The following is a 24,906-nucleotide window of genomic DNA, read 5'->3' on the forward strand; positions in this document are numbered from 1 at the left end:
GCGGGCCGGGTGCACCATTTCGGGGCGGCGCGATGCCGATCCGAGCTGGGTACCCGGCCCGCCGTTCGCCGTTCACGAGGAGACGCATGAGGCCGAAGGTCGTCGCTCACCGCGGCGCCAGCCACGAGCTCGCCGAGCACACACTCGGCGCCTATCTCGCCGCCCTCGACGCCGGTGCCGAGGGCCTCGAGTGCGACGTACGGCTGACGGCCGACGGCCACCTGGTCTGCGTCCACGACCGGGACCTGCGTCGTACGGCGCGCACCCGCGGGGTGGTCTCCACGATGGAGCTCGCCGAGCTCAGCGACCTGGACTTCGCCTCGTGGAAGAACCCCTGGGCCGAGCTGGACGACGAGCACACCGAGCGCGACGAGGAGCTGGGCAGGGTCCTGACGCTGCGCAGGCTGCTGGAGACCGTCGCCGACTACGAGCGGCCCATCGAGATCGCGATCGAGACCAAGCACCCGACGCGCTTCGCCGGCCTGGTCGAGCGGCGGGTGGTGGAGCTGCTGCGGGAGTTCGGATGGGACCGCGCGGACTCACCGGCCAAGGTGATGAGCTTCTCGGCGACGGCACTGCGCCGGGTCGAGCGGCTCGCGCCCGACCTGCGGCTGGTGATGCTCATCGACAAGGCCCACCACTGGCCGATGCTGCGACGCCTGATCGGGCCGCACTGGGCGCTGGGCCCCGGAGTCGCCGAGCTGCGCGACCACCCCGGCTTCGCCCGGCGGCTGGTGGAGAGCGGCCGGGAGGTCAACGTGTGGGTGGTCAACACCCCCGAGGACCTCGAGGTGTGCCAGCGCTACGCAGTGGCCTCGGTCATCACCGACAGGCCGGCCTACCTGCGCCAACTGCTCGGCGTATAGGTTCGACTGTCATGGGAAAGAGCTCTCGCACCAAGGCCCGTGACCAAGCCCCCGGCACTCCCGGGGAGGTGGCGCCGCGCCAGCCCTGCCCGTGCGGGTCGGGCCGCCGCTACAAGGCCTGCCACGGCTCGTCCGACCCGGGGGCCGCGACGTTCGTGGTGCGTCCCTTCGAGGGGATGCCCTCGGAGTGCGACGTCATCGCGCTGCGCGAGCTGGTGCCGGCCGCGACCGCGCCGCTGAGGCTCAAGGACTCCGAGCGTCCTGTCCTGCTCTGCTCGCTCCTGCCGGGGGCAGCCCCGGCGCTGGTGCGCGAGGACGGCACGATCTGGCTGGGCCTGCAGGTCCAGCACCAGTACGGCGACCCGGCCCGCGACGCCGGCGCGGTGCTCCAGCGGGCGCTGGAGGCCGCCCCCGGTGACGTGGTCGGGCTGATCGAGGCGCCGGGGGAGGGCCCGCGACTGCAGGACCTCGTCGTCGACGAGCCGCTGGAGATCACCGTGCACGAGGGCTTCGGCTACTGGCTCGCCGACGTCGAGGACCAGTCCCCGGCGATGCTGGCGGCCCTGGAGCAGGCCAACGGCGCGGCTTCCCCGACCGTGCGGCTGCGCAGCGTCGAGGCGGCGTACTGGACCGACGTGGGCACCAAGGAGCACCTGCGCTGGGTGATGCCCGAGCCCGAGGACCGGCTCCTCGACGCCCTGGCCCGGCTGCACGCCGCGGGCCGCGACCGCCTGGTCGAGGGGTCGCGCCTGGTGGGCATGTTCCGCGCCCACGGACTGCTGGCTCCGGTGTGGGACCTCCCCTTGGGGACCGGTGCGCAGGTGCTCGAGGAACCGGCCGCTCGCTTCGCCGCGGACCTCGCCGAGGTGCTGGCCGACCCCACGCCGCTGACGTCCGCGGAGCGTGCGACACGGGCGGGTCTGACCAACCGCCAGGTCACCATCCGGTGAGGTGCATCACGTCGCAAGAAATCGGGGATTTTGGCTGTTCCACGGCCTGAGCGTCCCGTACATTCTCCTGTGCCCGGCCGTTGTTGTATCCCCCGTCAGCAACGGCCGGGTCTTCAGACTCTTTCGCCCGGCTGAGCCGGAAGCCGCTCAGTCGGCTCGGTAGACCCGCACCCAGTCGACCTCCAGCGCGACCGACGACCGGCCCCCCGCGAGCGTGGGCCAGGCTCCGTCGATGCGGTGGGTGTGGGTCTGCAGTCCGACCCACATCCTGGTGTCGGGGATCCGGGCCGGGTCGGTCTCGACCTTGAGCACGCGGTCGTCGAGCAGGTAGGTGATCGCCTCGGCGGACCAGCGCACCGACACGGTGTGCCACTGGGTGAAGTCGCTGGTGGTGACGTGCTGGGAGAGCTGGCGCCCCGACGCGGTGGGCCAGTGGGTGGTCACCATCATCCGGGAGCGATCGCCCCAGGTCTCGGCGATCTCGTAGAAGTCGATCTCCGGAGGCCAGGAGTTGTCCGCGGGCCACAGCAGCGCCGCGGCCGAGACCCCGGCTCCGGCGTCGAACCGGATCCGGGCATCGAAGCGACCGTAGGTGCGCGCGGCCCCCGCCCAGTTCCAGCCGCCGACCCCACCGGAGCGCCATACCCCGCCCTCCGGTCGGGAGTGCAGCTTCAAGGTGCCCCCGGACACCTCGACCTGTGACGGGTGCCAGCGCGTGTCCGAGCAGCAGCCCGGGACGCCGGTGTAGGGCACCCACTTGGTGGTGTCGAGCGTGCCGCCGCCGAACTCGTCGGCGGTCACCAGCGTCCAGCCGTCCGGCGCCGCCGGTGCGGGAGCCGCCGGCGCCGGAGTCGCCGGCGCCGGAGTCGCCGGTGCGGGAGCCGGTCGTGCCGGAGCTGCCGGTGCCGGAGCCGCCGGTGCCGGAGCCCGGGTCGGCGCCACGGCGGGCTTCGCCCGCGGGCAGTGCCGGTGCTTGTGCAGGCGAGGTGGCCGGCGGCTGGGGTGGTTGGCCGGCCGGCACCTGCGGGCGGGGCGCAGGCTCGGGGTCGCGGCGGGAGCCTGCTGGACCTGGTGGGCCCGGTCGAGCGCGGTGACCGCAGCGCTCTCGTCGCCGGTGCCGACTGACAGCGCGGTCAGGGTGGCCATGGTCAGCAGTGCGGTGACGAAGAAGGCTCGGTGCTTGGTGCGCGACATGTTGTCCCCCGTGGTGACGGGGCGCTGTCCGGGCATTCGGCGGACGCGCCGTAGTCCTCCTGATCGGTACCTGGATCCGGGACTTGAGGTGCGGGGGCGCTTTCTTTACTCGGCGCGAGATGCAAGAAATCGAGCGGCTCGCTGTGACGTGGCTAACATTCGGCAGCCCTCGGCCTAGGGCAGGCCACCGCATTCCGGGAGGAAACCGTGCATCCACGCAAGCTCATCGGGCTCTTGATCGCCCTGTTCGTCGCCGTCGCCGCCTCGGTAGCGCTGACCGGCCCGGCCCGTGCCACAGCGACAGCCGCGGCAGCCGACGCTCCCGCCGGGAGCGCCCGAGCAGCGGACTGCAGCGCGGAGCGCACCGCGCTGGCCACGTCGACCAAGCGCGTCCAGACCAAGAAGGCGCAGCTCAAGAAGGCCACCCGTGCGCTGACCAAGGCGACCAAGAAGGCCAAGAAGGCCAAGGGTGCCAAGAAGGCCAAGGCCGCCAAGGCCGTGAAGAAGGCCCGGGCCAAGAAGGCACGCGCCAAGAAGGCTCTCCAGCGCGCCCGCTCGGCCCAGTCCGGCGCGCGTCAGCGGCTCGCCGCCTGCCAGCAGGGGCCGGCCGACCCGCCGTCCTCCCCGCTGAGCCCCGAGCAGCTGTGTGCGGTGCTCCCGATCCCGGGGATCTGTGGCGGCGAGGGCGCGCCGGTGCCCAGCCCGGAGGAGTTCGCCGAGCAGCTGTGCGCCCTGCCCGGTGCGGCCCAGCTGTGCGAGGCCATCGGCGGGGGTGCGGCCCCGAGCTTCGACGAGATCGTCACCCAGCTGTGCGCGATGGAGGGCATCAGCGAGCTCTGCGCGCTGGCCGAGGGCGGTGGCGGCGTACCGACGCCCACACCGGAGGATCTGTGCGAGCTGCCGGTCCTCGGCTCGATCCTGTGCGCGCTGGTCCCGCTCGCGGAGCCGGCGCGAGCCTGATCAGCGACCGCGTCATCAGCACTGCCTGATCGCCCACCAGACGTCCCGGCCTCCGTGGAGGCCGGGACGTCTCGCGTTTTACGGGCGGCCGACCCGGGCGTGCCGCTAGCAGGCGTCGAGCAGGGCCTCACGGGCGCTGGCATAGCGCTCGGACCTGGCACCGGTCACGACCTCCCGGAGCTCGCGCCCGGCTCGACCGAGCGCGTCGAGGTCGTCGTCGTCGTCGCCGGTCGAGCCGGCGGCCTTGGCGAGCATCGCCACCCCATCGACCTTGTCGGCCTCGGCGAGGCTCCACCGATCTCCGAGCTCCTCCGGCAGCGAGCGGGCGCCGGCGCAGGCGAGCTCGCGGTCGTCGGGGTCTCGGCCGAGGACCAACCAGGCCGCGCCGAAGCCGATCAGCAGGGCCAGGAGCAGCGACCCCACGGCCGTCACAGTTCGCGTCATGCGGCCTACGTCCCCGCGGGGCGAGGCGGCGAAACCTCGCCGGGAGGGCTCAGCGGGTCAGCAGCCCCTGGGCTCGGGCACGGCTCAGCCAGCCGGGGTACTCGGTCATCAACCGCTCGAAGAGGGCGTCGTCGCTGATCGGGTTCGTCCCGAGCAGCTCGTCCTCGGTGACCGAGAAGAAGTCGGCGTTGTCGGTGTAGCGCCCCTCCAGATCGTCGAGCTTCTCCAGGTAGGGGAAGCCGCGCGAGCCGATGCCCATGAACTGCCAGAAGATCGGCTCGTACGACGCGGCGCTGACCTGCTTGGTGGCCAGCGGCTTGTCCGAGGGCTCCCCGTCGGTCACGAACATCACGTAGACCGGCACGTCGGCCGCATGCGGCTGGGTCCGCTCGTCGCTGCTCCCGAAGTAGTGCCTGCGCACCGCCGTGACGGCCGCCCCGTAGCGGGTGTCGAACTCGAGGGGGTGCTGCTTGAGCATCGCCTTGACGTACTCGGGATAGCCCTCCAGGCGCAGCCCGCCGGGCTGGTGCACGGACTTGCCGAAGAGGAAGACGTCGACCTCGCCGTCGTCGTCGAAGCGCAGCCCGAGGGCCAGCACCCGCTCGGCCAAGCGCTGGACGGCGCCGCGGGAGTAGAGGCGGTTCATCGACCCCGAGATGTCGAGGACCAGGGCGACCCGGGCGGTGTGCTCGCCGAGCCCCCGCTTCTCCAGGCTCACGCCGGCCTTCTTCACCAGGCTGAGCATCTGGGTGTCACCGGTGGAGGTGAGCTTCTTCTCCAGGTCGATCACCCGGCGCTTCTCGAGGCTGACCGCCTCCGCCGGGGCGGGGGCCGCCGCGGGCGCGGGCGCCGAGGCAGGAGCCGGCTCGTCGTCGACCGAGACGCCCACGTCGGTGGCCATCGCGGCCAGGCCATCGGTCCAGCCGCGCCCGACCGCGCGGACCTTCCACTCGGCTCCGCGGCGGTAGACCTCCGCGAAGACCATCGCGGTCTCCGCGCCCGCCTCGAGCTCGGTGCGCACCGCGGGCGGCGCCGAGTCCGGGGACTGCTCGTCGGCGACCTCCACGCCCAGCCCGGCCAGGTCGCCGAAGCGGCCTCCGTCCAGCGAGGCGCCGATCACGATCTTGTCCACGTCGGCGGGCACGCCGGCGAGATCGATCGCCACCCGGTCGAGCGTGGTGGCGCCGCGCGCCGACTTGCCGAGGTGGCGCACCGCGCCGTCCGCGCCCGAGGGCTGGTTGTAGAAGACGAAGTCGGCGTCCGAGCGGACCCGTCCGCCCCCGTCGCACAGGAAGGCGGACAGGTCGGCGTCGACACCGCTGCGCGCCACCCAGGTCAGGGTGACCACGACGCGTGCGCCGAGACCGGCTCCAGCGAGGCCGACGTTGCCGCCCCGCTGGAGCTGGTGGGTCACTTGCGCCCCTTCGCCCACTGCATGCCCCAGCCGTAGGAGCGGTCCAGCTCGGCCTGGGAGCCGTTGATGTAGCGCACCTCGCGGTCGACGCGCAGCGCGCCGCCGTCGTTGGTGAGCATCGCGATCGCGCAGGTGATCGCCGAGTTCGAGGTCTCGTCGAGGCGGATCTCGATCGGGGCCGCCCCGACCGGGTGCAGGGTCACGACGCCGTCGGCCGCCGCCCAGTTGGGCGTGCCCTCGTAGATGAACGCGAAGACCAGCACCCGCTTGATCTCCGAGAGCCGGTCGAGGTTGACCGTGAGCGTCTCGCCCGCGGCGTTCTGGCCGGAGCGGTCGTCACCGTCGAGCATCACGTACGGCGCGGCATCGAGGGACCCGAAGGAGTTGCCGAGGGCCTGGACGACGCCCTTGCGGCCGTCCTGCAGCTCCCACAGCGCGGCCAGGTCGAGGTCGACGCCGGAGGAGCGGGCCTTGCGGAAGAGGCCCTTGGCGGGAGCCTGCTGCGTCTGGGCCCAGTTGAGGTTGATCCGCATGCGCCCCGAGGCTCCCTGGCCCTTGGCCAGCGAGATCGACGGGGCGGACTTGGTCAGCGTGACCTTGCTCAGGGACACGCCCGCCCCGCTCCCTCCGTCGCCGGAGGGAGCGGGGCGCTTGGTGTAGTCGACCATGGGAGACAGGTCCTAGACGTTCACGCCGAAGTCGGCGGCGATGCCGCGCAGGCCCGAGGCGTAGCCCTGGCCGACGGCCTTGAACTTCCACTCGGCGCCGCTGCGGTAGACCTCGCCGAAGACCATCGCGGTCTCCACCGAGGCGTCCTCGGTCAGGTCGTAGCGAGCGATCTCGGTGCCGCCGGTCTGGTTGACCACGCGGATGAACGCGTTGCGCACGGCGCCGAAGTTCTGCTTGCGGGTGTCGGCGTCGTAGATCGAGACCGCGAAGACGATCTTCTCGGCCTCGGCGGGCACCGCGGCGAGGTTGATCTTGACGACCTCGTCGTCGCCCTCGCCCTCACCGGTGAGGTTGTCGCCGAGGTGCTCGACCGAGCCGTCGGCGGACTTGAGGTTGTTGAAGAAGACGAAGTGCTGGTCGGAGAGCACCTTCCCGTTGGCGCCGGTGATGATGGCCGAGGCGTCGAGGTCGAACTCACCTCCCGAGAACGTGTTGGTGTCCCAGCCGAGACCGACGTTGACGGCGGTCAGACCCGGCGCCTCCTTGGAGAGCGAGACGTTGCCGCCCTTGCTGAGCGAGACTCCCATTGAATTCCCTTTCGCTTGGTGGTGCTGTCGTGGTGTCAGTTCTATCGGGTGGGTGGCTATCGCGGCGGCGAGAGTGCCGCTGAGAGCTCCCCGGGCCTACTGCTGCTGGCCCCGGGCGACCAGCCGGCGCCCGAGCTCGACGGCGCTGGCGGCGTCGAGCAGGTTGGTGTGGGACTCCACGATCCGCATCATCGCCGGGTCCTCGCGCAGCCTCTCCGAGGACTGCATCAGCACCGTGCCCGCGCCGGTGAAGTCGTACTGTCGCTCCTCACCCGACTGGCGGCCGAACATCCCCTGGACGCCGGCCATGAACGAGGCGGCCATCCAGTTGAGGTCGTAGTGCTGCGAGGGCGACGGGCAGTCGGCCCAGCCCAGCAGCGCGTCCGGGTCGGCGCGGAACGGCGGCTCCACGAAGATCACCGGCCCGTTGGAGGAGGCCAGGAACTTGCCGGTCCCGATCAGCGTGACGAAGCCGGGCACGATCGACTGCTTGAGCTCCAGGGCCGGCTCGAAGCCCAGCAGGTTCACCTGCTTGATCGTCAGGTTGCCGGCCTCGAGGTCGTAGGAGTTGATGTCGTTGCCGTGGTCGCCGATCACGAGCTTGCCCTGGCCGGCCGCGACGATCCAGTCCTGCACGTACAGCGGTGAGGAGAACCGGGCGGCCACCCAGGAGGCCCGCGAGGCGAACGCCGCGACCCCGGAGAAGTCGATGTTGCCGTAGTAGGCGATCATCGCGCCCTTGTTGAGGAACCACTCGCCGGCCAGGTCGATCGAGAACGCGTAGGCGTTGACGTTGTCGTTGCTGGGCAGCGTCTGGGCGTTGAAGACGGACATGTTCAACCCACCGATCATCAGAACTTCTCCTCCGAGGCCTGCACGTAGACGGTGCCGTGGCCCGTCACGTGGAGCTGGAAGGCCTCGCCGGAGCCGCGACCGATGAGGTCGCGCATCCCGACGCTGGCCTTGAGGTCGACGTTGAGCGCGCCGACGTGTCCGACGTACGCCTGCGGGTCCACGCCCACGGTGTCGCCGTTGAGCTGGAGGTCGAAGGTGCCGCCGTGCGAGAGCACCGCCACCGAGCCGTGCCCCGAGACCCGGGTGGTGAAGAGGCCCTGGCCCGTCATCGCACCGCGTACGGCGGCGCGCACGCCGCCCTGGCCGATGAACTCGACGCTGGTCTGGAGGTTGGCGTCGTGCGCGAGCAGCCGGTCGGCCTCCACGATGAGGGAGTCGCCGGTCAGCTCGATCACCGTGATGTAGAGACCTTCGTAGCCGTAGAGCACCGATCCGGTGCCCTCGGTCGCCATCATCCGGCTGGACTCTCCGGACATCGCGGCGCCGATCATCCCGCCGACGCCCTGACCTTGGCCCGCGATCGGGCGGAAGCTGACCGCGCCGTCGTAGCCGAGCATCGCGCCGCGCCGGGCGAGGACCGGGCGCTGCGGGTCGACCTGGACCCGGACCACCTTGCTGTTGACCTTCTCGAACGTCATCGCAGCCTCCTCAGCGCTCTGCCGGCTGGATGTAGACCAGTCCCTGGCCCTCGAAGCGCAGCGAGAAGGGCTCGCCGCCGTCCTCGCCGATCAGCGAGCGCCACGACACCCCGGAGACCAGCGACATCTGCAGCTGGCCGGTCCCCGCGACGTAGGCGTCCGGGTCGACGACCAGGGGCTGGCCGGGGACCACCTCGAGGCCGATCAGCGGACCGTCGGACATGATGGCGCACTGGCCGGTGCCGGTGACCTTCGTGGTGGCCAGGCCCTGGCCTGAGGTCATCCCACGCAGGCCGGCGAACTGGACGTCGAGCTTCAGGCCGGCGGTCACCGCGAGGATGTGCTCGGACTCCACGGTCAGCGTGTCGTTGTCGAGGTGCACGACCGTGACGTCGAGGGCGTCCTGGGCGAGGTAGGCGCGGCCGGTGCCGGTGCACTCCATCAGCATGAGGGACTCGCCGGCGACCTTCTGCTTGAGCGCGGCCCGGAAGCCTCCGCCGCCGCCCATGCCGGCGTGCTTGAAGTCGATGCTGCCGGAGTAGGCCACCATCGACCCAGCCGCGGCGCGGATGGTGTCCCCCGTCAGATCAGCGTGCAGAACCCGTTTGTCCGCGGTCAGCGTCGCCACTGCCACCCCCTCGTGCGTGCCTGTGCAGGCGTGTCGTCGTGCCGCCCCGGCCGGGGCGCCGGGGGCAGCCTAGCGGCGCCGCAGCACCCATGGTTCGAGTCGCGAGTAACCCTTGACCGCCGCAGCCGCTGGAGCGGAACGGCGATCCCTCGTCGCGCCCCGTCGGATGGTCGAGGTCGTGCTCGAGGCAGAGCTCGTCGTGGGCGCCGGGTCGGCGGGTACGTCTCAGGCCTGCAGGTTGTCGGGGTGCGGCGACATCCGGTCGTGTGCGGCCTTCTCCAGCGCCTGCTGGAAGGCCGGGACCTGGACGCAGAGCTGCTCGAGCTTCTCGCGCGAGAGGTGCAGCAGCCGCAGCTCGGAGAGGCTGACGATGGTCGCCGTGCGCAGGGTGTGGTTGATGATCGAGGTCTCGCCGACGATGTCGCCGGGGCCGAGGGTGGCGATCTCGTGGCCGTGGCGCCGTACCGAGACCTCGCCCGCCTCGATGATGTAGGCCTTGTCGGCCGGGGTGCCCTCCCAGATCGGCGACCAGCCCGCCGGCACGCTCACCGGCGTCGCCGCGGCCTTGATCCGGGCGACGTCCTGGGGAGCGAGCCCGTCGAAGATTCCCGTCATCGGGGTCCTGCCTCTCTGCTGTGGTCCGTCCACGGCCGTCTCAACGGCCGGGGCGCCTGGATGTCACGCCGCGCGCCGGCACGAGGCTTGTAACGCGGTGTTACACCCACTATGGCAGCGAAATAGCGCTGCGTCAGTGTGAGTAACCCCGCGTTACAGCTGGCCGGGCGGGGGAGGCGGGGTCAGGGGGTGGGGAGCGGGTCCCGGGTGACGGGGCAGCTCATGCAGCGGGGGCCGCCGCGTCCGGAGCCCAGCTCGGAGCCGGCGATCCGGACCACCTCGATGCCCGCCTCCTCGAGCCGGTCGTTGGTCTCCACGTTCCGCTCGTAGGCCACCGCCAGCCGCGGCGCCAGGGCGAGGGTGTTGTTGCCGTCGTCCCACTGCTCGCGCTCGGCGGTGACCGGGTCCAGGCCGGTGTCGATCTGGTGCAGCGTGTCGATGTGCATCGCCTTCGCCGCGGCGACGAGGAACGGCTCCGGCCCGCTGACCAGCAGCCGGAGGTCGCGGTCGTCGGCGACGGTCCCCTCCGGCGCGGTCACCGCGTAGGCCTGCAGCGAGTCGGCGATGTTGGGGTACATCACGATCTTGTCGACGTCGACCATCGTGCACACCGTGTCGAGGTGCATCGTGGCGCGCTCCTGGGCGATGGGTACGGCGAGCACGGTGTGCGCCAGCGCGTCGTTGAGGAGCTGTCGGGCGAGCCGCTCGACCCCGGCCGGCGTGGTCCGCTCGCCGACCCCCACCGCGATCACGCCGGGGGCGAGCAGCAGCACGTCGCCGCCCTCGACGTGCTCGTACTGCCAGCCGTGCAGCTTCGCGGTCCCCGCGAACCGGGGGTGGTCGGTGTAGATCAGCTCGGTCAGCTGGGTCTCGCGGGCCCGGGCCGGCATCGCCAGCGACGTCACCGTCACCCGGTCGCGCACCCACACGCTCGAGTCGCGGGTGAACAGCAGGTTCGGCAGCGGGTCGATCAGGAAGTCGTCGCTGGCCAGCAGCGAGGTGACCAGCCCATGTCCGCCGCGGACCTCGTCGTTGCGGATGCCGGCGGTGAGGTGGGTGGTCAGCTCCTCGGGGGAGGCGTCGTGCAGGGCGCCGACCAGGTAGTCGCGCAGCGTGTCGCCCAGGTGCAGGCCGGACAGGGCGGTGGTGATGGCGTGCTCGCGCGCCGCCTCGCTCTGCAGGGTCTCGGCGAGCAGGTCGGTCAGGTAGAGCACCTCCACCTCCCGCTCGCGCAGCGCCGCGGCGAAGGCGTCGTGCTCGTCCTGGGCCCGGGCGACCCACGGGATGCCGTCGAAGAGCAGCCGGTCGTTGTTGCGGGGGGTGAGTCGCTTGAGCTCGGGGCCGGGCCGGTGCAGCAGGACCGTGCGGAGCCTGCCGACCTCGCTGTCGGCCCCTGTGGTCGTGGCGACGCGGCGGTCGGCCTCCGGCGCGGCGGCGGTGTCGGCACTCATGGACGAGACTCTAGACCGGGCGACCCGGCCCGCGGGTCCGGTCCGAGGCGCCCGTCCGAGGCGCCCGGTCCGAGGCGTCCGCTCAGCGCAGCAGGTCGTAGGTGGTGAGCGCGGCCAGCGCCAGACACACGGTCGCCCCGACGTAGTGCAGGACGCTGAGCCTGACGTGGCCCAGCAGCCAGCGACCCGCCAGCACCGCGAGGCCGCTCACCGCGAGCAGCGCCCCCAGCGAGCCGACGAAGACGCTGACCGGGTCGTCGTACTTGGCCACCAGCGACAGCGTCAGCAGCTGCGAGAGGTCGCCCCACTCGGCGGCGAACAGCACCAGGAAGCTCGCCCCGATGGCCTTCCACCCCTGCGCCTCGGGGGCCTTCTCGGCGAACTCCGCGCCGTCGTCGGCCGCGTCGTGGGCGCGCGCCTCACGCAGCAGCAGCACGGCCCCGGCGAGGAACAGCACGGCGGCGGCGCCGTGCACCAGGTCCTCGGGCAGCAGCGCGGCGGCCTTGCCGAGGGCCACCGCGATGCCCACCTGCACCGCGAAGGCGAGACCGACGCCGATCCAGACATAGAGCGGCCGGAACTTCGTCGAGAGCACCAGCGTGGCCAGGAAGGTCTTGTCCGGCAGCTCCACCACGAAGATGGCGGCGAAGGTGAGCGCGACGACGACGAGATCCACGCGCCGAGGATCCCATCGGGGCGCGCGCGGGCGCACACTAGGGTGAGCGGGTGCCCTCCCCAGCCTCCGCGCGCTTCTCCTACCTCGGTCCCGAGGGGACCTTCACCGAGCAGGCCCTGGGCTCGCTGCCGCAGGCCGCCGACGCCGAGCGGCGCCCCGCCGCGACGGTGACCGTCGCCCTCGACGCGGTGCGCAGTGGCGAGTGCGACGGCGCGGTGGTGCCGATCGAGAACTCGGTCGAGGGGTCGGTCCCGGTCACCCTGGACGAGCTGGCCACCGGCGCGCCGCTGATGATCACCGCCGAGATGACCGTGCCGATCCGCTTCTCGCTCTCCGTGCGTCCCGGTACGACGCGCGCCGACGTCCGCGTGGTGGCGACCCACCCGCACGCCGCCGCGCAGACCCGGCGCTGGGTCGCCGAGAACCTGCCGGGCGCGAGCGTGGTGCACACCACCTCGACCGCCGCCGCCTCCGCCGGCCTCGCCGACGGCAGCGCCACCTGGGACGCCGCGATCTCCGCCCCGCTGGCCGCCGCGCGCTACGGCCTGACCACGCTGGCCGAGGGCATCGGCGACAACCCCGACGCGGTGACCCGCTTCGTGCTGGTCACCCGACCGGGGCCGGTGGCGCCGCCGAGTGGCGCGGACAAGACCTCGCTGGTCGTCTTCATCCGCAACGACCATCCCGGCGCGCTGCTCGAGCTGCTCGAGGAGTTCACGCTGCGCGGCGTCAACCTCTCGCGCATCGAGTCGCGCCCCACCGGCGTCGGGCTCGGCCGCTACTGCTTCTCGATCGACTGCGAGGGCCACCTCGCCGACGCCCGGGTCGGCGAGGCGCTCACGGGCCTGCGCCGTACCTCCGCCGACGTACGCTTCCTCGGCAGCTACCCCCGGGTGGACAAGGTGGCGCCGGAGATCCGCCCCGGCACCTCCGACCGCGACTTCCGCGACGCCGCCGCCTGGCTCGAGGCGCTGCGACGCGGCCACTGAGGCACACGCCGCGACCTGCTCGCGGCGGCGGGCCTACCAAGGGCGCGCCTGACGACGACTAGGCTCTGGCGCCATGCCCGTGGCCCTCGCTTCCCTCGCCCTGATCGTCGCCCTGGGAGGTCTCGCGCTCGCCGTCCTCGCGCTGCGTCGCGCCCGGCCCGAGGAGCGGCCGGCCACCTCCGACGCCCTGCCCGAGGACGTGCACGGCCTGCGTCAGGAGGTCGCCGCGCTGCGCGCCGAGGCGGCCGACGCGCTGCGCCACCTCGCCGTGGTGCGCTACGACGCGTTCGGGGACATGGGCGGGCACCTGTCCTGGTCCCTGGCGCTGCTCGACGACGCCGGGCACGGCGTCGTGCTGACCTCGATCCACGGCCGCAGCGAGGCCCGCACGTACGCCAAGTCGATCACCTCGTGGTCCAGCGAGCAGCAGCTCTCGCCGGAGGAGGACGAGGCGATCGCGCACGCGCGCCCGCGCTGAAGCCGCTGACAGCGCGGTCTGCCGCGCCTAGGGTCGCGGCCATGAACCCGTTGCGCCCGGCCGCGATCGCACTGGGCCGCCAGCCGTGGCTGCCCAGGTACCTGCCGGTGATCGTCCGCGTCGACCAGACGCTGCGGCGGGTCTCCCGTGGCCGGGTCACGCTGCTCACCTTCGCCGGCCTGCCCGAGCTCTTCCTGACCGTGCCCGGGCGCAAGTCCGGGGTCGCGCGCACCACGCCGCTGCTGTGCGTGCCCCACCAGGGGGCCTGGCTGGTCGCCGGCTCCAACTGGGGTGCCGCCAAGACGCCGCTGTGGGTGGCCAACCTGTGCGCGGTCATCGAGGCGGAGGGCACGGCGCGCGTGGAGTTCAAGGGACGCGCCCTCGCCGCCCGTGCCCAGGAGCTGAGCGGCCCCGAGCGCAGTGAGGCTTGGGCCGCGATGGTCGAGACCTGGCCCAACTACCGCGCGTACGCCGCGCGCACCGAGCGCCTGATCCCCGTCTTCGCGCTCACCCCGACCGGTGACTGACCGGTAACTGGAGATTCCCAGGCACCAGGTGAGGGGGATCCTCCAGTTACCCGTGGGTCGCGGGGCGGGGCTGGGCGGCGTGTGGCGGGATTGCGACGAGGCGACGTTCCTCGTCCACGGCTGCCACCACGCGCCCATCCCGCTTCCACTCCGCTGGACCCGGCATACCCAGAGGTAACTGGAGATTCCCAGGCACCAGGTGAAGAGGATCCTCCAGTTACCCGTGAGTCACCACTCGACGCGGGGCTGCGGGGCTGCGGCGGCGGTCAGCGGGGGACGCGCACCAGCAGCCGGCCGTGGATGCACTCCATCCGCAGCTCGCGCCCGGAGCCGATCGAGTCGCCGTCCAGCTGACGGGGGGTGTCGATCGCGGCGCGCACCACCACGGTGGCACCGGTCATCCGGTTGACGAGCTCGTCGGTGTGCTTGCCCTTGAGCATCACCCGCCAGGCCAGCGGGACCCAGGCGAAGAAGTTCTTCGGGTGCAGGATCACCACGTCCAGCTCGCCGTCGTCGATCGTCGCGTCGGGCAGCAGCGGCATCCCGGCCTGCAGGAAGCCGACGTTGCCGACCACGACGGTGCGGGCGCGGTGCTTGGTGAAGGGGCCGTCGTCGACGGAGACCTCGACCCGGACCGCCGGGAACATCAGCGACTTGAGCCCGGAGACGACGTAGGCCATCCAGCCGACGCGCTTCTTGAGACCCTCGTTGACGCCCTCCATGATCGCGGCGTCGAAGCCCATCCCGGCCATCACCATGAAGTGGGTGTCCTCGAGCCCGTCGCCGGAGACCTTCACCAGGTCGATCGCCCGGTCCTGGCCGTTGAGCGCGACGTCGATCGCGGAGCGGATGTAGAGGGGGATGTCGAGGTTGCGGGCCAGCAGGTTGCCGGTGCCGGCGGGCACGATCCCGACCGGGATGCCGGTGCCGGCGAGCACGGCGCACACCTCGCGCACCGTCCCGTCGCCGCCGCACACGATCACCAGGTCCGAGCCCTCCAGGGCGGCCGCCTCGGCCATCCCGCGCCCGGGATCCTCGATCGAGGTGTAGTGCCAGCGCGGCTCGGACCAGCCGGCCTCGGCGGCCATCGTGGACACGATCGAGCGGAACTGGCCGGGGTCCTCGACCTTGATCGGGTTGAGCACCACCGAGAGCCGTCGCTGGGAGGTGTAGACCTCCTGCAGCGGCTCGGTGCTCTCCGCGATGCTGCGCGGGCGGGGGTTGATCAGGGCCAGCGAGAGCAGCACGAAGGTCAGGGCCAGCAGCGCGCCGCCGACCACGTCGGAGGGGTAGTGGCGCCCCAGCAGGACCCGGTCCAGGCAGACCAGCACCAGGACCGCCACCGACAGCACGGTCGCCGCCCGGCGCACGTTGGCGCGGCGTACCAGCATCGTCACCAGGACGATGACGACCCCGGCCATGGCCGCGACCGAGGAGGCGTGCCCGGAGGGGAACGCGTTGTTGAGGTGGATGTCGACACCGTCCTGCCAGGCGGGCCGGTCGCGGCCGAACAGGAGCTTGGAGCCGGTCGTGGCCAGAGCCGTCGAGGCCATCACCGCGACGGTGAAGTACGCCGCCCGCCGGTAGGCCTTGACGAAGAGTGCGATCGCCAGGACCGCGGTGTAGATCGTCATCGCGATCGAGCTGAAGACGTCCTCGACGATGCCCAGGGCCGTGCGCAGCACGGAGTGGTCCACAGTCCACGCGGTCGCGGACTCGCCCCGGCCGTCCAGCTCGCGCAGCGGCGCCCAGTCGGTGACGACGAGCCCGGCCAGCGCCAGGTAGGCCGCCAGGGCCGTCGCGGCCCAGACCAGGGTGACCAGGCGGGAACGGTCGAGCACTCGTGGGGCTCCTCTCACAGGCACGAGCGAATGCTCGGCGATCATGCGGTGGACAGACGCTCAAGTATGGCGTGCGGCCCGTCCCCGCCCTCATCGCGGCCGACGGCTAGCCTTGCCGCATGATCGACCCGCGACTCCTCCGTGAAGCCCCCGACCGCGTGCGCGCCGCCCAGGCCAAGCGCGGTCTGTCCGACGACGTCGTGGACCGCGCCCTGGCCGCCGACGAGGCGCGCCGTACCGCGATCACGCAGTTCGAGGCCAAGCGGGGCGAGCAGAAGCAGCTCGGCAAGCTGATCCCCCGGGCCACCGGGGACGAGAAGGCCGACCTGCTCGCCCGCACGAAGCTCCTGGCCGCCGAGGTGAAGGCCGCCGAGGCCGCCCAGGGCGCGGCCGAGGAGGAGTGGCAGGCTGCCCTCGCCAGCATCCCGAACCCGGCGGCCGACGAGGCGCCGGCCGGGGGCGAGGAGGACTTCGTCGTCCTGGAGACCGTCGGCACGCCGCGCGACTTCGCCGCCGAGGGCTTCGAGCCGCGCGACCACATCGAGCTGGGCAAGATCCTCGGTGCGATCGACATCGAGCGCGGCGCCAAGGTCTCCGGCAGCCGCTTCTACTTCCTCACCGGCGTCGGCGCCCAACTGGAGCGCGCGCTGGTCAACATGGCGATGGACCAGGCCCGCGAGTCCGGCTTCATCGAGGTGATCCCACCGTCGCTGGTCAAGCCGCGGGCGATGGAGGGCACCGGCTTCCTGGGCCAGGCCGCCGACGACGTCTACCGCATCGAGGGCCAGGACATGTACCTGGTGGGGACCTCCGAGGTGCCGATGGCCGCCTACCACAGCGACGAGATCCTGGACGGCGAGTCGCTGCCCAAGCGCTACGCCGCCTTCAGCCCGTGCTTCCGCAAGGAGGCCGGCTCGCACGGCAAGGACACCAAGGGCATCATCCGGGTGCACTGGTTCGACAAGGTCGAGATGTTCGTCTACACCACCGTCGAGGAGTCCTACGCCGAGCACCAGCGGCTGCTGGGCTGGGAGAAGGAGTTCCTCGGCAAGCTCGAGCTGGCCTACCGGGTGATCGACGTGGCGGCCGGCGACCTCGGGCTCTCGGCGCAGCGCAAGTTCGACTGCGAGGCCTGGATCCCCACCCAGGGCAAGTACCGCGAGCTGACCTCGACCTCGAACTGCACCGAGTTCCAGAGCCGGCGCCTCGACATCCGGGCCCGCTTCGGTGACGACGGGATCAAGCACGTGGCGACCCTGAACGGCACGCTGTGCGCGATGACCCGCACGATCGTGGCGATCCTGGAGACCCATCAGCAGGCCGACGGGTCGGTGCGGGTGCCGGCCGCCCTGCGGCCCTACCTCGGCGGACGCGAGCTGCTGGAGCCGGTCCGTGGCTGATTCGCTGCGCGACGGCGTGCTGCCCGGTGAGACCCCGCTCGGTGAGACCCCGTCCGGCGAGGCCGCGTCCGGTCCGGGCCAGGACCCCACCACGACGGCCGGCGCCCCCGGCTCCCCGGGCTGGCGACCGAAGGTGGTGGCCCTCGACATCGACGGGACGCTGATCCGCTGGAGCGACGCCGGCAGCAGCCCGCGCGAGGAGATCACCCCGGCGGTGCACGCCGCGGTGCAGCGCGCCCAGGACGCCGGCGCCCACATCGTGCTGGCCAGCGGCCGCTCACCGCACGGGATGACGTTCGTGGCCGACCTGCTCGACCTGCACACCGAGGGCGACGAGCCGCTGTGGATCGTCGCCTCCAACGGTGCGGTGATCTTCCGCTACCCGCCGATGGAGGTGGTCCACGAGGAGACCTTCGACGCGGCGCCGGCGGTGGCTGCGGTGCTGGAGCACCACCCCGAGGCGCTGGTCGGGGTCGAGGAGCGTGGGGTGGGCTACCGGGTCAACCGGCACTTCCCCGACGGCGAGCTCTCCGGGGAGATGATCATCACCGCGGTCGAGGACATCGTCGCCGAGCCGGTCAGCCGGGTGATCATCCGCGACCCCGAGGCCACCGCGGAGGACTTCATGGAGCTGGCCGCGCGCCTCGGCCTGCACGGCACCGACTACGTCGTGGGCTGGACGGCGTGGCTCGACCTCGCCCCGGTCGGCGTCTCCAAGGCCTCCGGCCTGCAGCGTGTGGTCGATGCCCTCGGCGTGCGGGCCAGCGACGTGCTGGCGATCGGCGACGGCCGCAACGACCTCGAGATGCTCGCCTGGGCGGGCCGGGGGGTCGCGATGGGCCAGGCCGTGCAGATCGTCCACGACACCGCCGACGCGTCCACCCTGGGGGTCGACGAGGACGGGGCGGCCGTCGAGATCGACCGCTGGTTCAGCTGACCTCGTGAGCGCGCCGACTCCCGTGCCCCGGCTGGTGGCGACCGACCTGGACGGCACCTTGCTGCACAGCGACGGCACCGTCACCGCACGCACCCGCGAGGTCCTTGAGGAGCTCGACCGGCGCGGCGTGCCGGTGGTCTTCGTGACCGGTCGTCCGCTGCGCTGGATGGAGGCGCTGTGGAGCGATGTCGGCGGGCACGGGCTGGCCATCTGCTCCAACGGCGGCATCGTCTACGACGTGTCGCGCCACGAGGTCCGCTCGGCGCGCACGATCGCCCCGGCGACGACCGTGCAGGTCGGCGAGCTGGTGCGCGGACTGGTGCCGGGCACCGCGTTCGCGCTGGAGAAGACCGACGGGTTCGCGCGGGAGGAGTCGTTCCTGCCCCGGGTGGCGCCCCCGCACGCCGTACCGGTGGGGGCGCTGGAGGACATCGCCGACGACTCGGTGGTCAAGGTGCTGGCTCGCCACGACACCAGGGACCCCGAGTCGTTTTGGGCGGACGTCGAGAAGGCGGTCGGCCACCTGGTCACGACCACCTGGTCCTCCTCCGGCGCGCTGGTCGAGATGAGCGCGCACGGCGTCACCAAGGCCTCCACCCTCGAGCTGCTGTGCCAGGAGATGGGCGTGGCGTCCGCCGAGGTGGTCGCGTTCGGCGACATGCCCAACGACATCGCGCTGCTCGAGTGGGCCGGGACGTCGTACGCGATGGGCAACGCTCACCCCTCGGTGCACGCGAGCGCGACGCGGCGCGCTCCGGGCAACGACGCCGACGGGGTGGCGAGCGTGCTGGCCGAGATCTTCGAGATCTGAGCGCCGCTGCCCCCGGGGCGGGGGGCACCGGCCTCGGCCCCGGCCTGATTGACTGGGGCCGCGAAGCAGGGGAGGGAGCCACGCGGCGCCGGCGTCCCACCCATGCACAGACGCTCGAGCAGCACCTGGGAAGGGCGGCATGACCACCACGCACGACACTCACCACGTACGACGTCCCTCCCGGTCGTCCGCACGCCACCTCACCGCACGCCGCCTGACCGCACGCCGCCTGAGCGCGCTCCTGCTGGCGGTGGTGGCCGGCCTGGCGCCGCTCGGCCTCACGCCCATGGCCGCCGCCGAGCCGTCGGCCCCGCGCTGCGCCGTCCAGTCCGTCGCCGAGCACGCCGCGAACGCGGACGTCGTCCTGCTCGGTACCGCACGCAACCGGGCCGGCGCGACGAGCAGCAGCCCGGGCCAGAAGACCCCGCCGGCCACCGAGGCCGAGGTCTGGCTGGTCACCGTGCAGCGGGTCTTCGCCGGCACCCCCGACGCGAGCACCCTCGAGGTCACGCTGCCGCCGCTGCTCGACGTGGTCCGGCTGCAGGAGGGGGGCTCCTACGTGCTCTTCCTGGTGCGTGAGCGCGGGGGCTGGGCGGTGCGCCCGTGCAGCGGCTCGGCGCCGGCCACGACGTCGCTGACCGACCGGGTGGCCCGGGCGCTGGGCGAGGGGGCGGCGCCGACGCCGCCGCCGACCACGGCCGAGCGCAGCATCGTCGAGGAGGACGAGCCGACGCCGCTGGTGCGGCTGGCCGCACCCGGCGCTGCGCTGGTCCTGGTCGGCCTGCTCGGACTGATCCTGGTCCGGATCGGCGAGCGTCCCGAACGCTAGAGGTACATGCCCCCGGAGGTGCCGGGACCCGTCGGGCCCTGCCGTTCCGCGGGGGCGGGGTGCGGGGCACCGGCCGCGGCCGACATCCCCGGCGGCAGCGAGCGGCGGATCTGCTCCAGCTGGGCCCGGGCGGCCATCTGCTGGGCGTAGATGGCGGTCTGGATGCCGTGGAAGAGGCCCTCGAGCCAGCCCACCAGCTGAGCCTGGGCGATGCGGAGCTCGCCTTCGCTGGGGGTGCCCTCCGCGAACGGGAGCGAGAGCCGCTGCAGCTCCTCGACCAGCTCGGGGGCGAGGCCGGCCTCGAGCTCCCGGATCGAGGAGTGGTGGATCTCCTTGAGCCGGGCGCGACTCGCCTCGTCCAGGGGCGCCGCCTTCACCTCCTCGAGCAGCTGGCGGATCATGCTGCCGATCCGCATGACCTTGGCCGGCTGCTCGACGAGGTCGGTGAGGCTGCGCTCCTCGTCCTGTTCGTCTGGCTGCTCGGCGGGCATGGCGTTCACCGCGCTGGCCGGCACGGTGCCCATCGGCTGGCCGTCCGGCCCGACGATCACGATGTGCTCACCGGGCTCCGAGGAGGCGCCAGCGGAGCGTGCGGGAGGCTGCGTGTGGTCGCTCATGGGCCCAATCTAGTCCGGGCCTCCAGACGGGGGCCGCTGCTCAGAGGGTGAGCAGGATCTTGCCGCTGTGCCCGCCCTCGCCCATCAGTGCGTGCGCTCGGGCCACCTCGTCGAGCGGCATCCGCTCGTGGACGACGGGCCGGACCTGCCCGTCGGCGACCAGCGGCCAGACGTGCTCGGCCACCGCGGCGCAGATGGCTGCCTTCTCCTCGACGGGCCGGGCCCGCAGGGAGGTGGCGGTGACGGTGCCGCGCTTGGCCAGCAGCTTGCCGAGGTCGAGCTCACCCTTGGTGCCGCCCTGCATGCCGATCACCACCAGCCGGCCCTCGACGGCGAGCGCGGAGACGTTGCGGGGCAGGTACTTCGCGCCCATGTTGTCGAGGATGACGTCGGCGCCGTGGCCGTCCCCGGTCGAGCGCAGCACCTCGACGAAGTCCTCCTCGCGGTAGTCGATGGTGACGTCGGCACCGAGCTCGGCGCACAACGCCCGCTTCTCGGGGGAGCCGGCGGTGGCGAAGACCTTCGCGCCGTACGCCGAGGCGAGCTGGATCGCCATCGTGCCGATGCCGCCGGCGCCGCCGTGCACGAGGAAGTGCTCGCCGGGCTGGAGGCCGGCGACCATGAACACGTTGGACCACACGGTGCAGGCCACCTCGGGCAGCGCGGCTGCCGTGACCAGGTCGACGCCCGCGGGGACCGCCATCACCTGGCCGGCCGGCACCACCACCCGTGAGGCGTAGCCGCCGCCGGAGAGCAGCGCGCAGACCTCGTCGCCCACCGACCAGCCGGTCACGTCCGGGCCCACGGCGGCGATGGTGCCGCTGCACTCCAGGCCGAGGACGTCGGTGACCCCGGGCGGCGGCGGGTAGAAGCCCTGGCGCTGCAGGATGTCGGCGCGGTTCACGGCTGTGGCCACGACCGCGATGGCGACCTCTCCCGGGCCGGGATCGGCGTCCGGCAGCTCGATGATGGTCAGGGCCTCGGGGCCCCCGGGCTCAGGGGCGATGACGGCACGCATGACGTCCACCCTAGGAGCCCCGTCCAGGGCGCCGTCCAGGAGACCCCGGGGTCGGCGCCGGACACCGGCCGCTCAGGCCTCGAAGACGTCCGCGGAGTGGTCGACGCCCGAGTCGTCGGGGACGGGCTCGGAGACGTCCAACGGGTCCGGTGCGCCGGCGGGACGCTCCCAGCCCTCGGCCAGGGCCTGGGCCCGCCCCGCGAGCTGCTCGGTGCGCTCCGGGTCGGCCGCGGTCATCCCGACGGCCAGGCCCAACAGGTAGGTGGTGATCGGTGCGGCAGGGCGCTCGACCTGGTGCGCGGCGATCCGGGCCAGGTCGAGGACGAGTCCCTCGTCCACCTCGACGTCGGCGTCGAGATCCAGGACGTCGCACAGCTCGTCGATCCAGTCGTGCAGGTTCACGAGTCCCACCCTCGCCCAACCCGGCAGGGTCCGCAACTTGCGGCGTGTCGCGTCAGCCGCGGAGGTCGCGCAGGTCGCTCCAGGTGTCGACGTCGGCGCCCTCGTCGCCGCTGGCCGGCACCTCGGCGAGGTCGAGGTCGGCCAGCAGCCGGTGCAGCGCCATCCCGTGCTGCTCCTCCCGGCCGGGCCGGACCTCCTCGAGGCGGCGCACGTCGAGCACCCCGGCCAGCTGGCGGCGCCGCTCGCCGCCGGACTCGACGAGGAACGCGCCGTCGTGGCCTGCCGCGGCCTCGCGGAGCCGGCGGAACGTGTGCGCGGTGACCCGGGGCATGTCGACGGCGAGGACGCCGAGCAGCCTCGGGGTGGCGTAGAGGGCGTCGCGGCCGGTGAGCAGCCCGGCGACGGGGCCGCCGCGGGGCGGGTCCTCGCGGGTGAACGTGACGGGACGCTCGGTCGGCACCTGCTCGCCCACCACCACGATCTCGTCGGCATCGACGAGCGCATCGAGCGCGTAGGCCAGCAGGGTGCGCCCGGCGTGCTCGATCGCGGCCTTGTCCACGCCGTCCATCCGGGCGGCGGTGCCGCCGGCGAGGACGACGGCTGAGAAACCCTGGGCGCTGAGGTCGAAGTCCACCGGCGCAGTCTGTCACCCTGAGGGGATGAGCGACTCGCTGCGCATCGCGCTGGTCCAGGAGGCCTCCGGGCTCGACCCCGCCGAGAATCGCCACAGGCTCGCCGCACTGGTGCCCGAGGACGCCGACCTGGTCGTGCTGCCCGAGGCGTGGGCGCGCGACTTCGGGCCGTCGGGCTCCGACGTGAGCCCGTTCGCCGAGCCGATGGACGGGCCGTTCGTGCGTGAGGTGGAGCGGGTGGCCGAGGAGCACGGCACGACGATCGTGGCCGGCATGTTCGAGACCTCCGCCGACCCGGCGCGGCCCTGGAACACGCTGGTCGCGCGCGGGCCCGGCGTCGCCGCGTCGTACCGCAAGATCCACCTCTACGACTCGTTCGGCTACCGGGAGTCCGACCGGCTGAGCGCCGGGACGACCGAGCCGGTGGTCGTCGACGTCGCGGGCTTCCGCGTCGGGCTGATGACCTGCTACGACCTGCGCTTCCCCGAGCTGGCCCGGGCGCTGGTGGACCGGGGCGCCGAGGTGCTGGTGGTGCCGGCGGCGTGGCTGGCCGGCCCCCTCAAGGTCGACCACTGGCGCACGCTCGCGCGCGCCAGGGCGATCGAGAACACCACCTGGGTGCTGGCGGTGGGCCAGCCGGCGCCTCGCTACACGGGCTGCTCCCTGGTCGTGGACCCGATGGGGGAGACGCTTGCCCAGGCCGGGCCCGAGCCCGGGGTGCTGCGGGCCACCCTGGAGCGTGAGGTGCTGGACCGGGCCCGGCGCACCAACCCGTCGCTGTCCAACCGGCGTCTGTAACCTTCCTCGTCGTGTCGTCCACCTCCAAGGGCCGTCGCGCGGCTCCGCGTCGTGCCGCCGCGCGACCCCCCTCGCGCCTGGCGCGTCTGCGCGCCCGCGGCGCCGGGATCGCGGCCGCGCCTCCGCACGCGGCGCAGCCGGCTCCGTCGAGCGAGGCGCCGACCGCCGAGCAGCCCGCGGTCACCGCGGTCGTGGCACCGTTCCCCTCCGAGCCGATCACGATGGAGCAGCCCGCCGTCCGCCCCGCGGACCGGCACGCCCACCGGAGCGAGGCGGCGCCGTCGCGCGGCACCGGGCGACTCGGCGCCGGCCGGTGGAGGAAGCCACCCGCGCCTCGTACCCGGCAGCTGCTGTGGGCCCTGGTCGTGCTGGTCGGCGTGGCCGGGATGATCGCCCCGATCGTGCCGGTCGGCCCGGCATGGCTGGGCGGGGCCGGCACCGTCACCCTCACGGCGGCGTACGTGTGGGGTCTGGCCGTGCGCACCGGCGGGCGGGCATTCGTCTTCACCCTGCTCGCCGTGGTCCTGGGGACCGGGGTCCTGGTGGTCGGCAACGAGCTGCTGCGCAGTGGTGCGGCGGTGCTGGTGTGCGTGGTGGCGGGCGTCTTCGCGGTGATGGCCACCGTGCCCGCCGTCACCTTCGCCCAGGCCGTGCGGGAGCTGCTGGTGGCGCTGGTCGTCGCGACCGGTGGCGGGCTGGCGGCGGTGGGCTACGAGCCCGTCGTGGTGCTGGACCGCTTCGAGTACGTCACGCTGGCGCTCGCCCTGGTGGCCTCGTTCGCCACGGTCTACCGCCTCGGTGCGGGTCTGCACGGGTTGGGCCGGCGCGGCTTCTTCGCGGTGCTCGTGGGCAGCCTGCTGCTGGCCGTCACGCTGGCGTACGCCGAGATGCTGCGCCGCTACGGCATGCCGGACGTGGTGGAGTCGGTGATGGAGGCGACGCGCTGGGCACGTGAGCACCTCGGCGGCGTGCCGCGCCCGATGATGGTGCTGCTCGGCGTGCCGGCCCTGGTCTGGGGATGTCACATGCGTGCGCGCCGCCGCCAGGGCTGGTGGTTCTGCGCCTTCGGCATCACCGCGACCGTGCCGCTGGTCCACATGATCGTCAACCCCGCGGCCTCGCTGGCCGAGGCGGGGCTCTCGGTCCTCTACAGCCTGCTGCTCGGCCTCTTGGTCGGCTACCTGGTGATCCGCCTCGACCTGGTCCTCACCGGGCCCAGGGGCGCCCGGGCCCGGCGCCTGGAGGAGGCCGCCGCGGTGCGCCCCGAGCCGGCCCGCAGCCAGCCGCTGCTCTAGCCATTCGGGGTACCTGCAAGTAACGACTACCGTCACGATCATGGCTCGCACCCAGCAGATCGAGATCGTGGCGGAGATGGTCGCGAACGTGATGGAGGTCCCGGTCGCGGCAGGCGACACGGTCGCACCGGGGGACACGGTCGTGCTGCTGGAGTCCATGAAGATGGAGATCCCGGTGCTGGTCGAGGTCGCCGGGCGGGTGGTCTCGGTCCGGGTCACCCCCGGGGACGTCGTCCAGGAGGGCGACGTGCTGGTCGTGCTCGACTGAGCTGCTGGCAGAGGGGGCGGGATTCGAACCCGCGGCTGACATCACTGCCAGCGACCGCTTTCAAGGCGGTTCCGATCGGCCACTCCGGCACCCCTCCTCGCTCGGCGCGAGCCACCT

29 protein-coding genes and 1 tRNA gene are annotated in these 24,906 nt (G+C 72.7%); 13 read left to right on the forward strand and 17 right to left on the reverse strand.

Annotated features, from left to right (window positions below; translation table 11 throughout):
- Nucleotides 1-86: 86 nt before the first annotated feature.
- Together AC6EH9_RS02795 and AC6EH9_RS02800 are read left to right on the forward strand one after the other, a co-directional pair.
- Nucleotides 87-866, forward strand: a complete 780-nt coding sequence (locus AC6EH9_RS02795) for a glycerophosphodiester phosphodiesterase family protein (protein WP_498420300.1) — start codon at nt 87-89, stop codon at nt 864-866.
- Nucleotides 867-877: 11 nt separating this feature from the next.
- Nucleotides 878-1,816 (forward strand): DUF5926 family protein, encoded by a 939-nt coding sequence (locus AC6EH9_RS02800; RefSeq protein ID WP_498420303.1) that lies wholly within the window; start codon nt 878-880, stop codon nt 1,814-1,816.
- A gap of 147 nt (nt 1,817-1,963) precedes the next feature.
- On the opposite strand, the gene AC6EH9_RS02805 is transcribed toward AC6EH9_RS02800, so the two are convergent.
- On the reverse strand, nt 1,964-3,010 hold the full coding sequence (locus tag AC6EH9_RS02805) for a glycoside hydrolase family 16 protein (protein WP_498420304.1): 1,047 nt from the start codon (nt 3,008-3,010) through the stop codon (nt 1,964-1,966).
- Nucleotides 3,011-3,217: 207 nt separating this feature from the next.
- Between AC6EH9_RS02805 and AC6EH9_RS02810 the strand changes: the two genes are divergently transcribed.
- Nucleotides 3,218-3,970 carry a hypothetical protein gene (locus AC6EH9_RS02810; RefSeq protein ID WP_498420307.1) on the forward strand — a complete coding sequence of 251 codons (753 nt, stop codon included), beginning with the start codon at nt 3,218-3,220 and terminating at the stop codon, nt 3,968-3,970.
- A 105-nt stretch (nt 3,971-4,075) separates the two neighbouring features.
- Here the strand turns inward: AC6EH9_RS02810 and AC6EH9_RS02815 are convergent, their stop codons facing one another.
- The 10 genes from AC6EH9_RS02815 to AC6EH9_RS02860 all read right to left on the reverse strand — a co-directional run bounded on the left by AC6EH9_RS02815 (nt 4,076) and on the right by AC6EH9_RS02860 (nt 11,947).
- Entirely contained in the window at nt 4,076-4,414 is a 339-nt protein-coding gene (locus AC6EH9_RS02815) for a hypothetical protein (RefSeq protein ID WP_498420308.1), read from the reverse strand.
- Nucleotides 4,415-4,463: 49 nt separating this feature from the next.
- Nucleotides 4,464-5,828: a VWA domain-containing protein gene (locus AC6EH9_RS02820; protein ID WP_498420311.1), complete on the reverse strand. Its 1,365-nt coding sequence runs from the start codon at nt 5,826-5,828 to the stop codon at nt 4,464-4,466.
- Entirely contained in the window at nt 5,825-6,496 is a 672-nt protein-coding gene (locus AC6EH9_RS02825; RefSeq protein ID WP_498420314.1) for a TerD family protein, read from the reverse strand. The genes AC6EH9_RS02820 and AC6EH9_RS02825 overlap by 4 nt, the downstream gene beginning before the upstream one ends.
- A 12-nt stretch (nt 6,497-6,508) precedes the next feature.
- Nucleotides 6,509-7,084, reverse strand: coding sequence for a TerD family protein (locus tag AC6EH9_RS02830; protein ID WP_498420316.1), 576 nt, complete (start codon nt 7,082-7,084; stop codon nt 6,509-6,511).
- A 96-nt stretch (nt 7,085-7,180) separates the two neighbouring features.
- Nucleotides 7,181-7,936, reverse strand: coding sequence for an AIM24 family protein (locus tag AC6EH9_RS02835; protein WP_498420318.1), 756 nt, complete (start codon nt 7,934-7,936; stop codon nt 7,181-7,183).
- Complete coding sequence (locus tag AC6EH9_RS02840; protein WP_498420320.1) at nt 7,936-8,577, reverse strand: AIM24 family protein; 642 nt, start codon at nt 8,575-8,577, stop codon at nt 7,936-7,938. The genes AC6EH9_RS02835 and AC6EH9_RS02840 overlap by 1 nt, the downstream gene beginning before the upstream one ends.
- A 10-nt stretch (nt 8,578-8,587) precedes the next feature.
- Nucleotides 8,588-9,205 carry an AIM24 family protein gene (locus tag AC6EH9_RS02845; protein WP_498420323.1) on the reverse strand — a complete coding sequence of 206 codons (618 nt, stop codon included), beginning with the start codon at nt 9,203-9,205 and terminating at the stop codon, nt 8,588-8,590.
- A 225-nt stretch (nt 9,206-9,430) separates the two neighbouring features.
- On the reverse strand, nt 9,431-9,820 hold the full coding sequence (locus AC6EH9_RS02850; protein ID WP_498420324.1) for a cyclic nucleotide-binding domain-containing protein: 390 nt from the start codon (nt 9,818-9,820) through the stop codon (nt 9,431-9,433).
- Between the two features lie 182 nt (nt 9,821-10,002).
- Nucleotides 10,003-11,271, reverse strand: coding sequence for an arginine deiminase (locus AC6EH9_RS02855; RefSeq protein ID WP_498420327.1), 1,269 nt, complete (start codon nt 11,269-11,271; stop codon nt 10,003-10,005).
- Nucleotides 11,272-11,353: 82 nt separating this feature from the next.
- Nucleotides 11,354-11,947 (reverse strand): TMEM165/GDT1 family protein, encoded by a 594-nt coding sequence (locus tag AC6EH9_RS02860; protein WP_498420328.1) that lies wholly within the window; start codon nt 11,945-11,947, stop codon nt 11,354-11,356.
- A 50-nt stretch (nt 11,948-11,997) separates the two neighbouring features.
- On the opposite strand from AC6EH9_RS02860, the gene pheA reads away from it, so the two are divergent.
- From pheA to AC6EH9_RS02875, 3 genes are all read left to right on the forward strand, one after another.
- The gene (gene pheA, locus AC6EH9_RS02865; RefSeq protein ID WP_498420331.1) at nt 11,998-12,936 is read left to right on the forward strand and encodes a prephenate dehydratase; all 939 of its coding nucleotides are present in this window, start codon (nt 11,998-12,000) and stop codon (nt 12,934-12,936) included.
- A gap of 73 nt (nt 12,937-13,009) precedes the next feature.
- On the forward strand, nt 13,010-13,414 hold the full coding sequence (locus AC6EH9_RS02870; RefSeq protein WP_498420334.1) for a DUF4446 family protein: 405 nt from the start codon (nt 13,010-13,012) through the stop codon (nt 13,412-13,414).
- Nucleotides 13,415-13,455: 41 nt separating this feature from the next.
- Nucleotides 13,456-13,941, forward strand: a complete 486-nt coding sequence (locus AC6EH9_RS02875; RefSeq protein ID WP_498420336.1) for a nitroreductase family deazaflavin-dependent oxidoreductase — start codon at nt 13,456-13,458, stop codon at nt 13,939-13,941.
- A gap of 266 nt (nt 13,942-14,207) precedes the next feature.
- Here the strand turns inward: AC6EH9_RS02875 and AC6EH9_RS02880 are convergent, their stop codons facing one another.
- Complete coding sequence (locus tag AC6EH9_RS02880; protein ID WP_498420338.1) at nt 14,208-15,782, reverse strand: bifunctional phosphatase PAP2/diacylglycerol kinase family protein; 1,575 nt, start codon at nt 15,780-15,782, stop codon at nt 14,208-14,210.
- A 119-nt stretch (nt 15,783-15,901) separates the two neighbouring features.
- Here AC6EH9_RS02880 and serS point away from each other — a divergent pair, with 119 nt between their 5' ends.
- From serS to AC6EH9_RS02900, 4 genes are all read left to right on the forward strand, one after another.
- A complete protein-coding gene (gene serS / locus AC6EH9_RS02885) occupies nt 15,902-17,182 on the forward strand; it encodes a serine--tRNA ligase (RefSeq protein WP_498420340.1) in 1,281 nt (426 codons plus the stop codon).
- Nucleotides 17,175-18,119: an HAD family hydrolase gene (locus AC6EH9_RS02890; RefSeq protein WP_498420342.1), complete on the forward strand. Its 945-nt coding sequence runs from the start codon at nt 17,175-17,177 to the stop codon at nt 18,117-18,119. The genes serS and AC6EH9_RS02890 overlap by 8 nt, the downstream gene beginning before the upstream one ends.
- Nucleotides 18,120-18,123: 4 nt before the next feature.
- Nucleotides 18,124-18,930, forward strand: coding sequence for an HAD family hydrolase (locus AC6EH9_RS02895; RefSeq protein WP_498420344.1), 807 nt, complete (start codon nt 18,124-18,126; stop codon nt 18,928-18,930).
- A 139-nt stretch (nt 18,931-19,069) separates the two neighbouring features.
- Nucleotides 19,070-19,759 (forward strand): hypothetical protein, encoded by a 690-nt coding sequence (locus AC6EH9_RS02900; RefSeq protein WP_498420346.1) that lies wholly within the window; start codon nt 19,070-19,072, stop codon nt 19,757-19,759.
- On the opposite strand, the gene AC6EH9_RS02905 is transcribed toward AC6EH9_RS02900, so the two are convergent.
- The 4 genes from AC6EH9_RS02905 to mobA form a co-directional block, all read right to left on the reverse strand.
- Nucleotides 19,756-20,376 (reverse strand): bacterial proteasome activator family protein, encoded by a 621-nt coding sequence (locus AC6EH9_RS02905; protein WP_498420348.1) that lies wholly within the window; start codon nt 20,374-20,376, stop codon nt 19,756-19,758. The two genes, AC6EH9_RS02900 and AC6EH9_RS02905, sit on opposite strands and share 4 nt — an antisense overlap.
- Before the next feature lie 40 nt (nt 20,377-20,416).
- Nucleotides 20,417-21,394, reverse strand: a complete 978-nt coding sequence (locus AC6EH9_RS02910; RefSeq protein WP_498420351.1) for an NAD(P)H-quinone oxidoreductase — start codon at nt 21,392-21,394, stop codon at nt 20,417-20,419.
- A gap of 72 nt (nt 21,395-21,466) precedes the next feature.
- On the reverse strand, nt 21,467-21,796 hold the full coding sequence (locus AC6EH9_RS02915) for a DUF6457 domain-containing protein (protein WP_498420353.1): 330 nt from the start codon (nt 21,794-21,796) through the stop codon (nt 21,467-21,469).
- Between the two features lie 52 nt (nt 21,797-21,848).
- Complete coding sequence (gene mobA / locus AC6EH9_RS02920; RefSeq protein WP_498420354.1) at nt 21,849-22,430, reverse strand: molybdenum cofactor guanylyltransferase; 582 nt, start codon at nt 22,428-22,430, stop codon at nt 21,849-21,851.
- Nucleotides 22,431-22,455: 25 nt separating this feature from the next.
- On the opposite strand from mobA, the gene AC6EH9_RS02925 reads away from it, so the two are divergent.
- From AC6EH9_RS02925 to AC6EH9_RS02935, 3 genes are read left to right on the forward strand one after another with little or no spacing between them, the layout of a single operon-like run.
- Nucleotides 22,456-23,226, forward strand: a complete 771-nt coding sequence (locus tag AC6EH9_RS02925; protein ID WP_498420356.1) for a carbon-nitrogen hydrolase family protein — start codon at nt 22,456-22,458, stop codon at nt 23,224-23,226.
- An 11-nt stretch (nt 23,227-23,237) separates the two neighbouring features.
- Entirely contained in the window at nt 23,238-24,521 is a 1,284-nt protein-coding gene (locus tag AC6EH9_RS02930) for a hypothetical protein (RefSeq protein WP_498420358.1), read from the forward strand.
- Between the two features lie 40 nt (nt 24,522-24,561).
- The gene (locus AC6EH9_RS02935; RefSeq protein WP_498420360.1) at nt 24,562-24,789 is read left to right on the forward strand and encodes a biotin/lipoyl-binding carrier protein; all 228 of its coding nucleotides are present in this window, start codon (nt 24,562-24,564) and stop codon (nt 24,787-24,789) included.
- A 5-nt stretch (nt 24,790-24,794) separates the two neighbouring features.
- On the opposite strand, the gene AC6EH9_RS02940 is transcribed toward AC6EH9_RS02935, so the two are convergent.
- A tRNA-Ser gene (locus tag AC6EH9_RS02940) sits at nt 24,795-24,886 on the reverse strand.
- Nucleotides 24,887-24,906: the final 20 nt, after the last annotated feature.

The organism is Nocardioides sp. Z21_20 (genome assembly GCF_059766585.1).

Excerpts from the sequence above, each read along its gene's own strand:
- AC6EH9_RS02795 (WP_498420300.1), top strand. The coding sequence starts at position 87 with ATGAGGCCGAAGGTCGTCGCTCACCGCGGCGCCAGCCACGAGCTCGCC.
- AC6EH9_RS02800 (WP_498420303.1), top strand. The coding sequence starts at position 878 with ATGGGAAAGAGCTCTCGCACCAAGGCCCGTGACCAAGCCCCCGGCACT.
- AC6EH9_RS02805 (WP_498420304.1), bottom strand. The coding sequence starts at position 3,010 with ATGTCGCGCACCAAGCACCGAGCCTTCTTCGTCACCGCACTGCTGACC.
- AC6EH9_RS02815 (WP_498420308.1), bottom strand. The coding sequence starts at position 4,414 with ATGACGCGAACTGTGACGGCCGTGGGGTCGCTGCTCCTGGCCCTGCTG.
- AC6EH9_RS02825 (WP_498420314.1), bottom strand. The coding sequence starts at position 6,496 with ATGGTCGACTACACCAAGCGCCCCGCTCCCTCCGGCGACGGAGGGAGC.
- AC6EH9_RS02830 (WP_498420316.1), bottom strand. The coding sequence starts at position 7,084 with ATGGGAGTCTCGCTCAGCAAGGGCGGCAACGTCTCGCTCTCCAAGGAG.
- AC6EH9_RS02835 (WP_498420318.1), bottom strand. The coding sequence starts at position 7,936 with ATGATCGGTGGGTTGAACATGTCCGTCTTCAACGCCCAGACGCTGCCC.
- AC6EH9_RS02840 (WP_498420320.1), bottom strand. The coding sequence starts at position 8,577 with ATGACGTTCGAGAAGGTCAACAGCAAGGTGGTCCGGGTCCAGGTCGAC.
- AC6EH9_RS02850 (WP_498420324.1), bottom strand. The coding sequence starts at position 9,820 with ATGACGGGAATCTTCGACGGGCTCGCTCCCCAGGACGTCGCCCGGATC.
- AC6EH9_RS02855 (WP_498420327.1), bottom strand. The coding sequence starts at position 11,271 with ATGAGTGCCGACACCGCCGCCGCGCCGGAGGCCGACCGCCGCGTCGCC.
- AC6EH9_RS02870 (WP_498420334.1), top strand. The coding sequence starts at position 13,010 with ATGCCCGTGGCCCTCGCTTCCCTCGCCCTGATCGTCGCCCTGGGAGGT.
- AC6EH9_RS02875 (WP_498420336.1), top strand. The coding sequence starts at position 13,456 with ATGAACCCGTTGCGCCCGGCCGCGATCGCACTGGGCCGCCAGCCGTGG.
- serS (WP_498420340.1), top strand. The coding sequence starts at position 15,902 with ATGATCGACCCGCGACTCCTCCGTGAAGCCCCCGACCGCGTGCGCGCC.
- AC6EH9_RS02900 (WP_498420346.1), top strand. The coding sequence starts at position 19,070 with ATGACCACCACGCACGACACTCACCACGTACGACGTCCCTCCCGGTCG.
- AC6EH9_RS02905 (WP_498420348.1), bottom strand. The coding sequence starts at position 20,376 with ATGAGCGACCACACGCAGCCTCCCGCACGCTCCGCTGGCGCCTCCTCG.
- AC6EH9_RS02910 (WP_498420351.1), bottom strand. The coding sequence starts at position 21,394 with ATGCGTGCCGTCATCGCCCCTGAGCCCGGGGGCCCCGAGGCCCTGACC.
- AC6EH9_RS02925 (WP_498420356.1), top strand. The coding sequence starts at position 22,456 with ATGAGCGACTCGCTGCGCATCGCGCTGGTCCAGGAGGCCTCCGGGCTC.
- AC6EH9_RS02935 (WP_498420360.1), top strand. The coding sequence starts at position 24,562 with ATGGCTCGCACCCAGCAGATCGAGATCGTGGCGGAGATGGTCGCGAAC.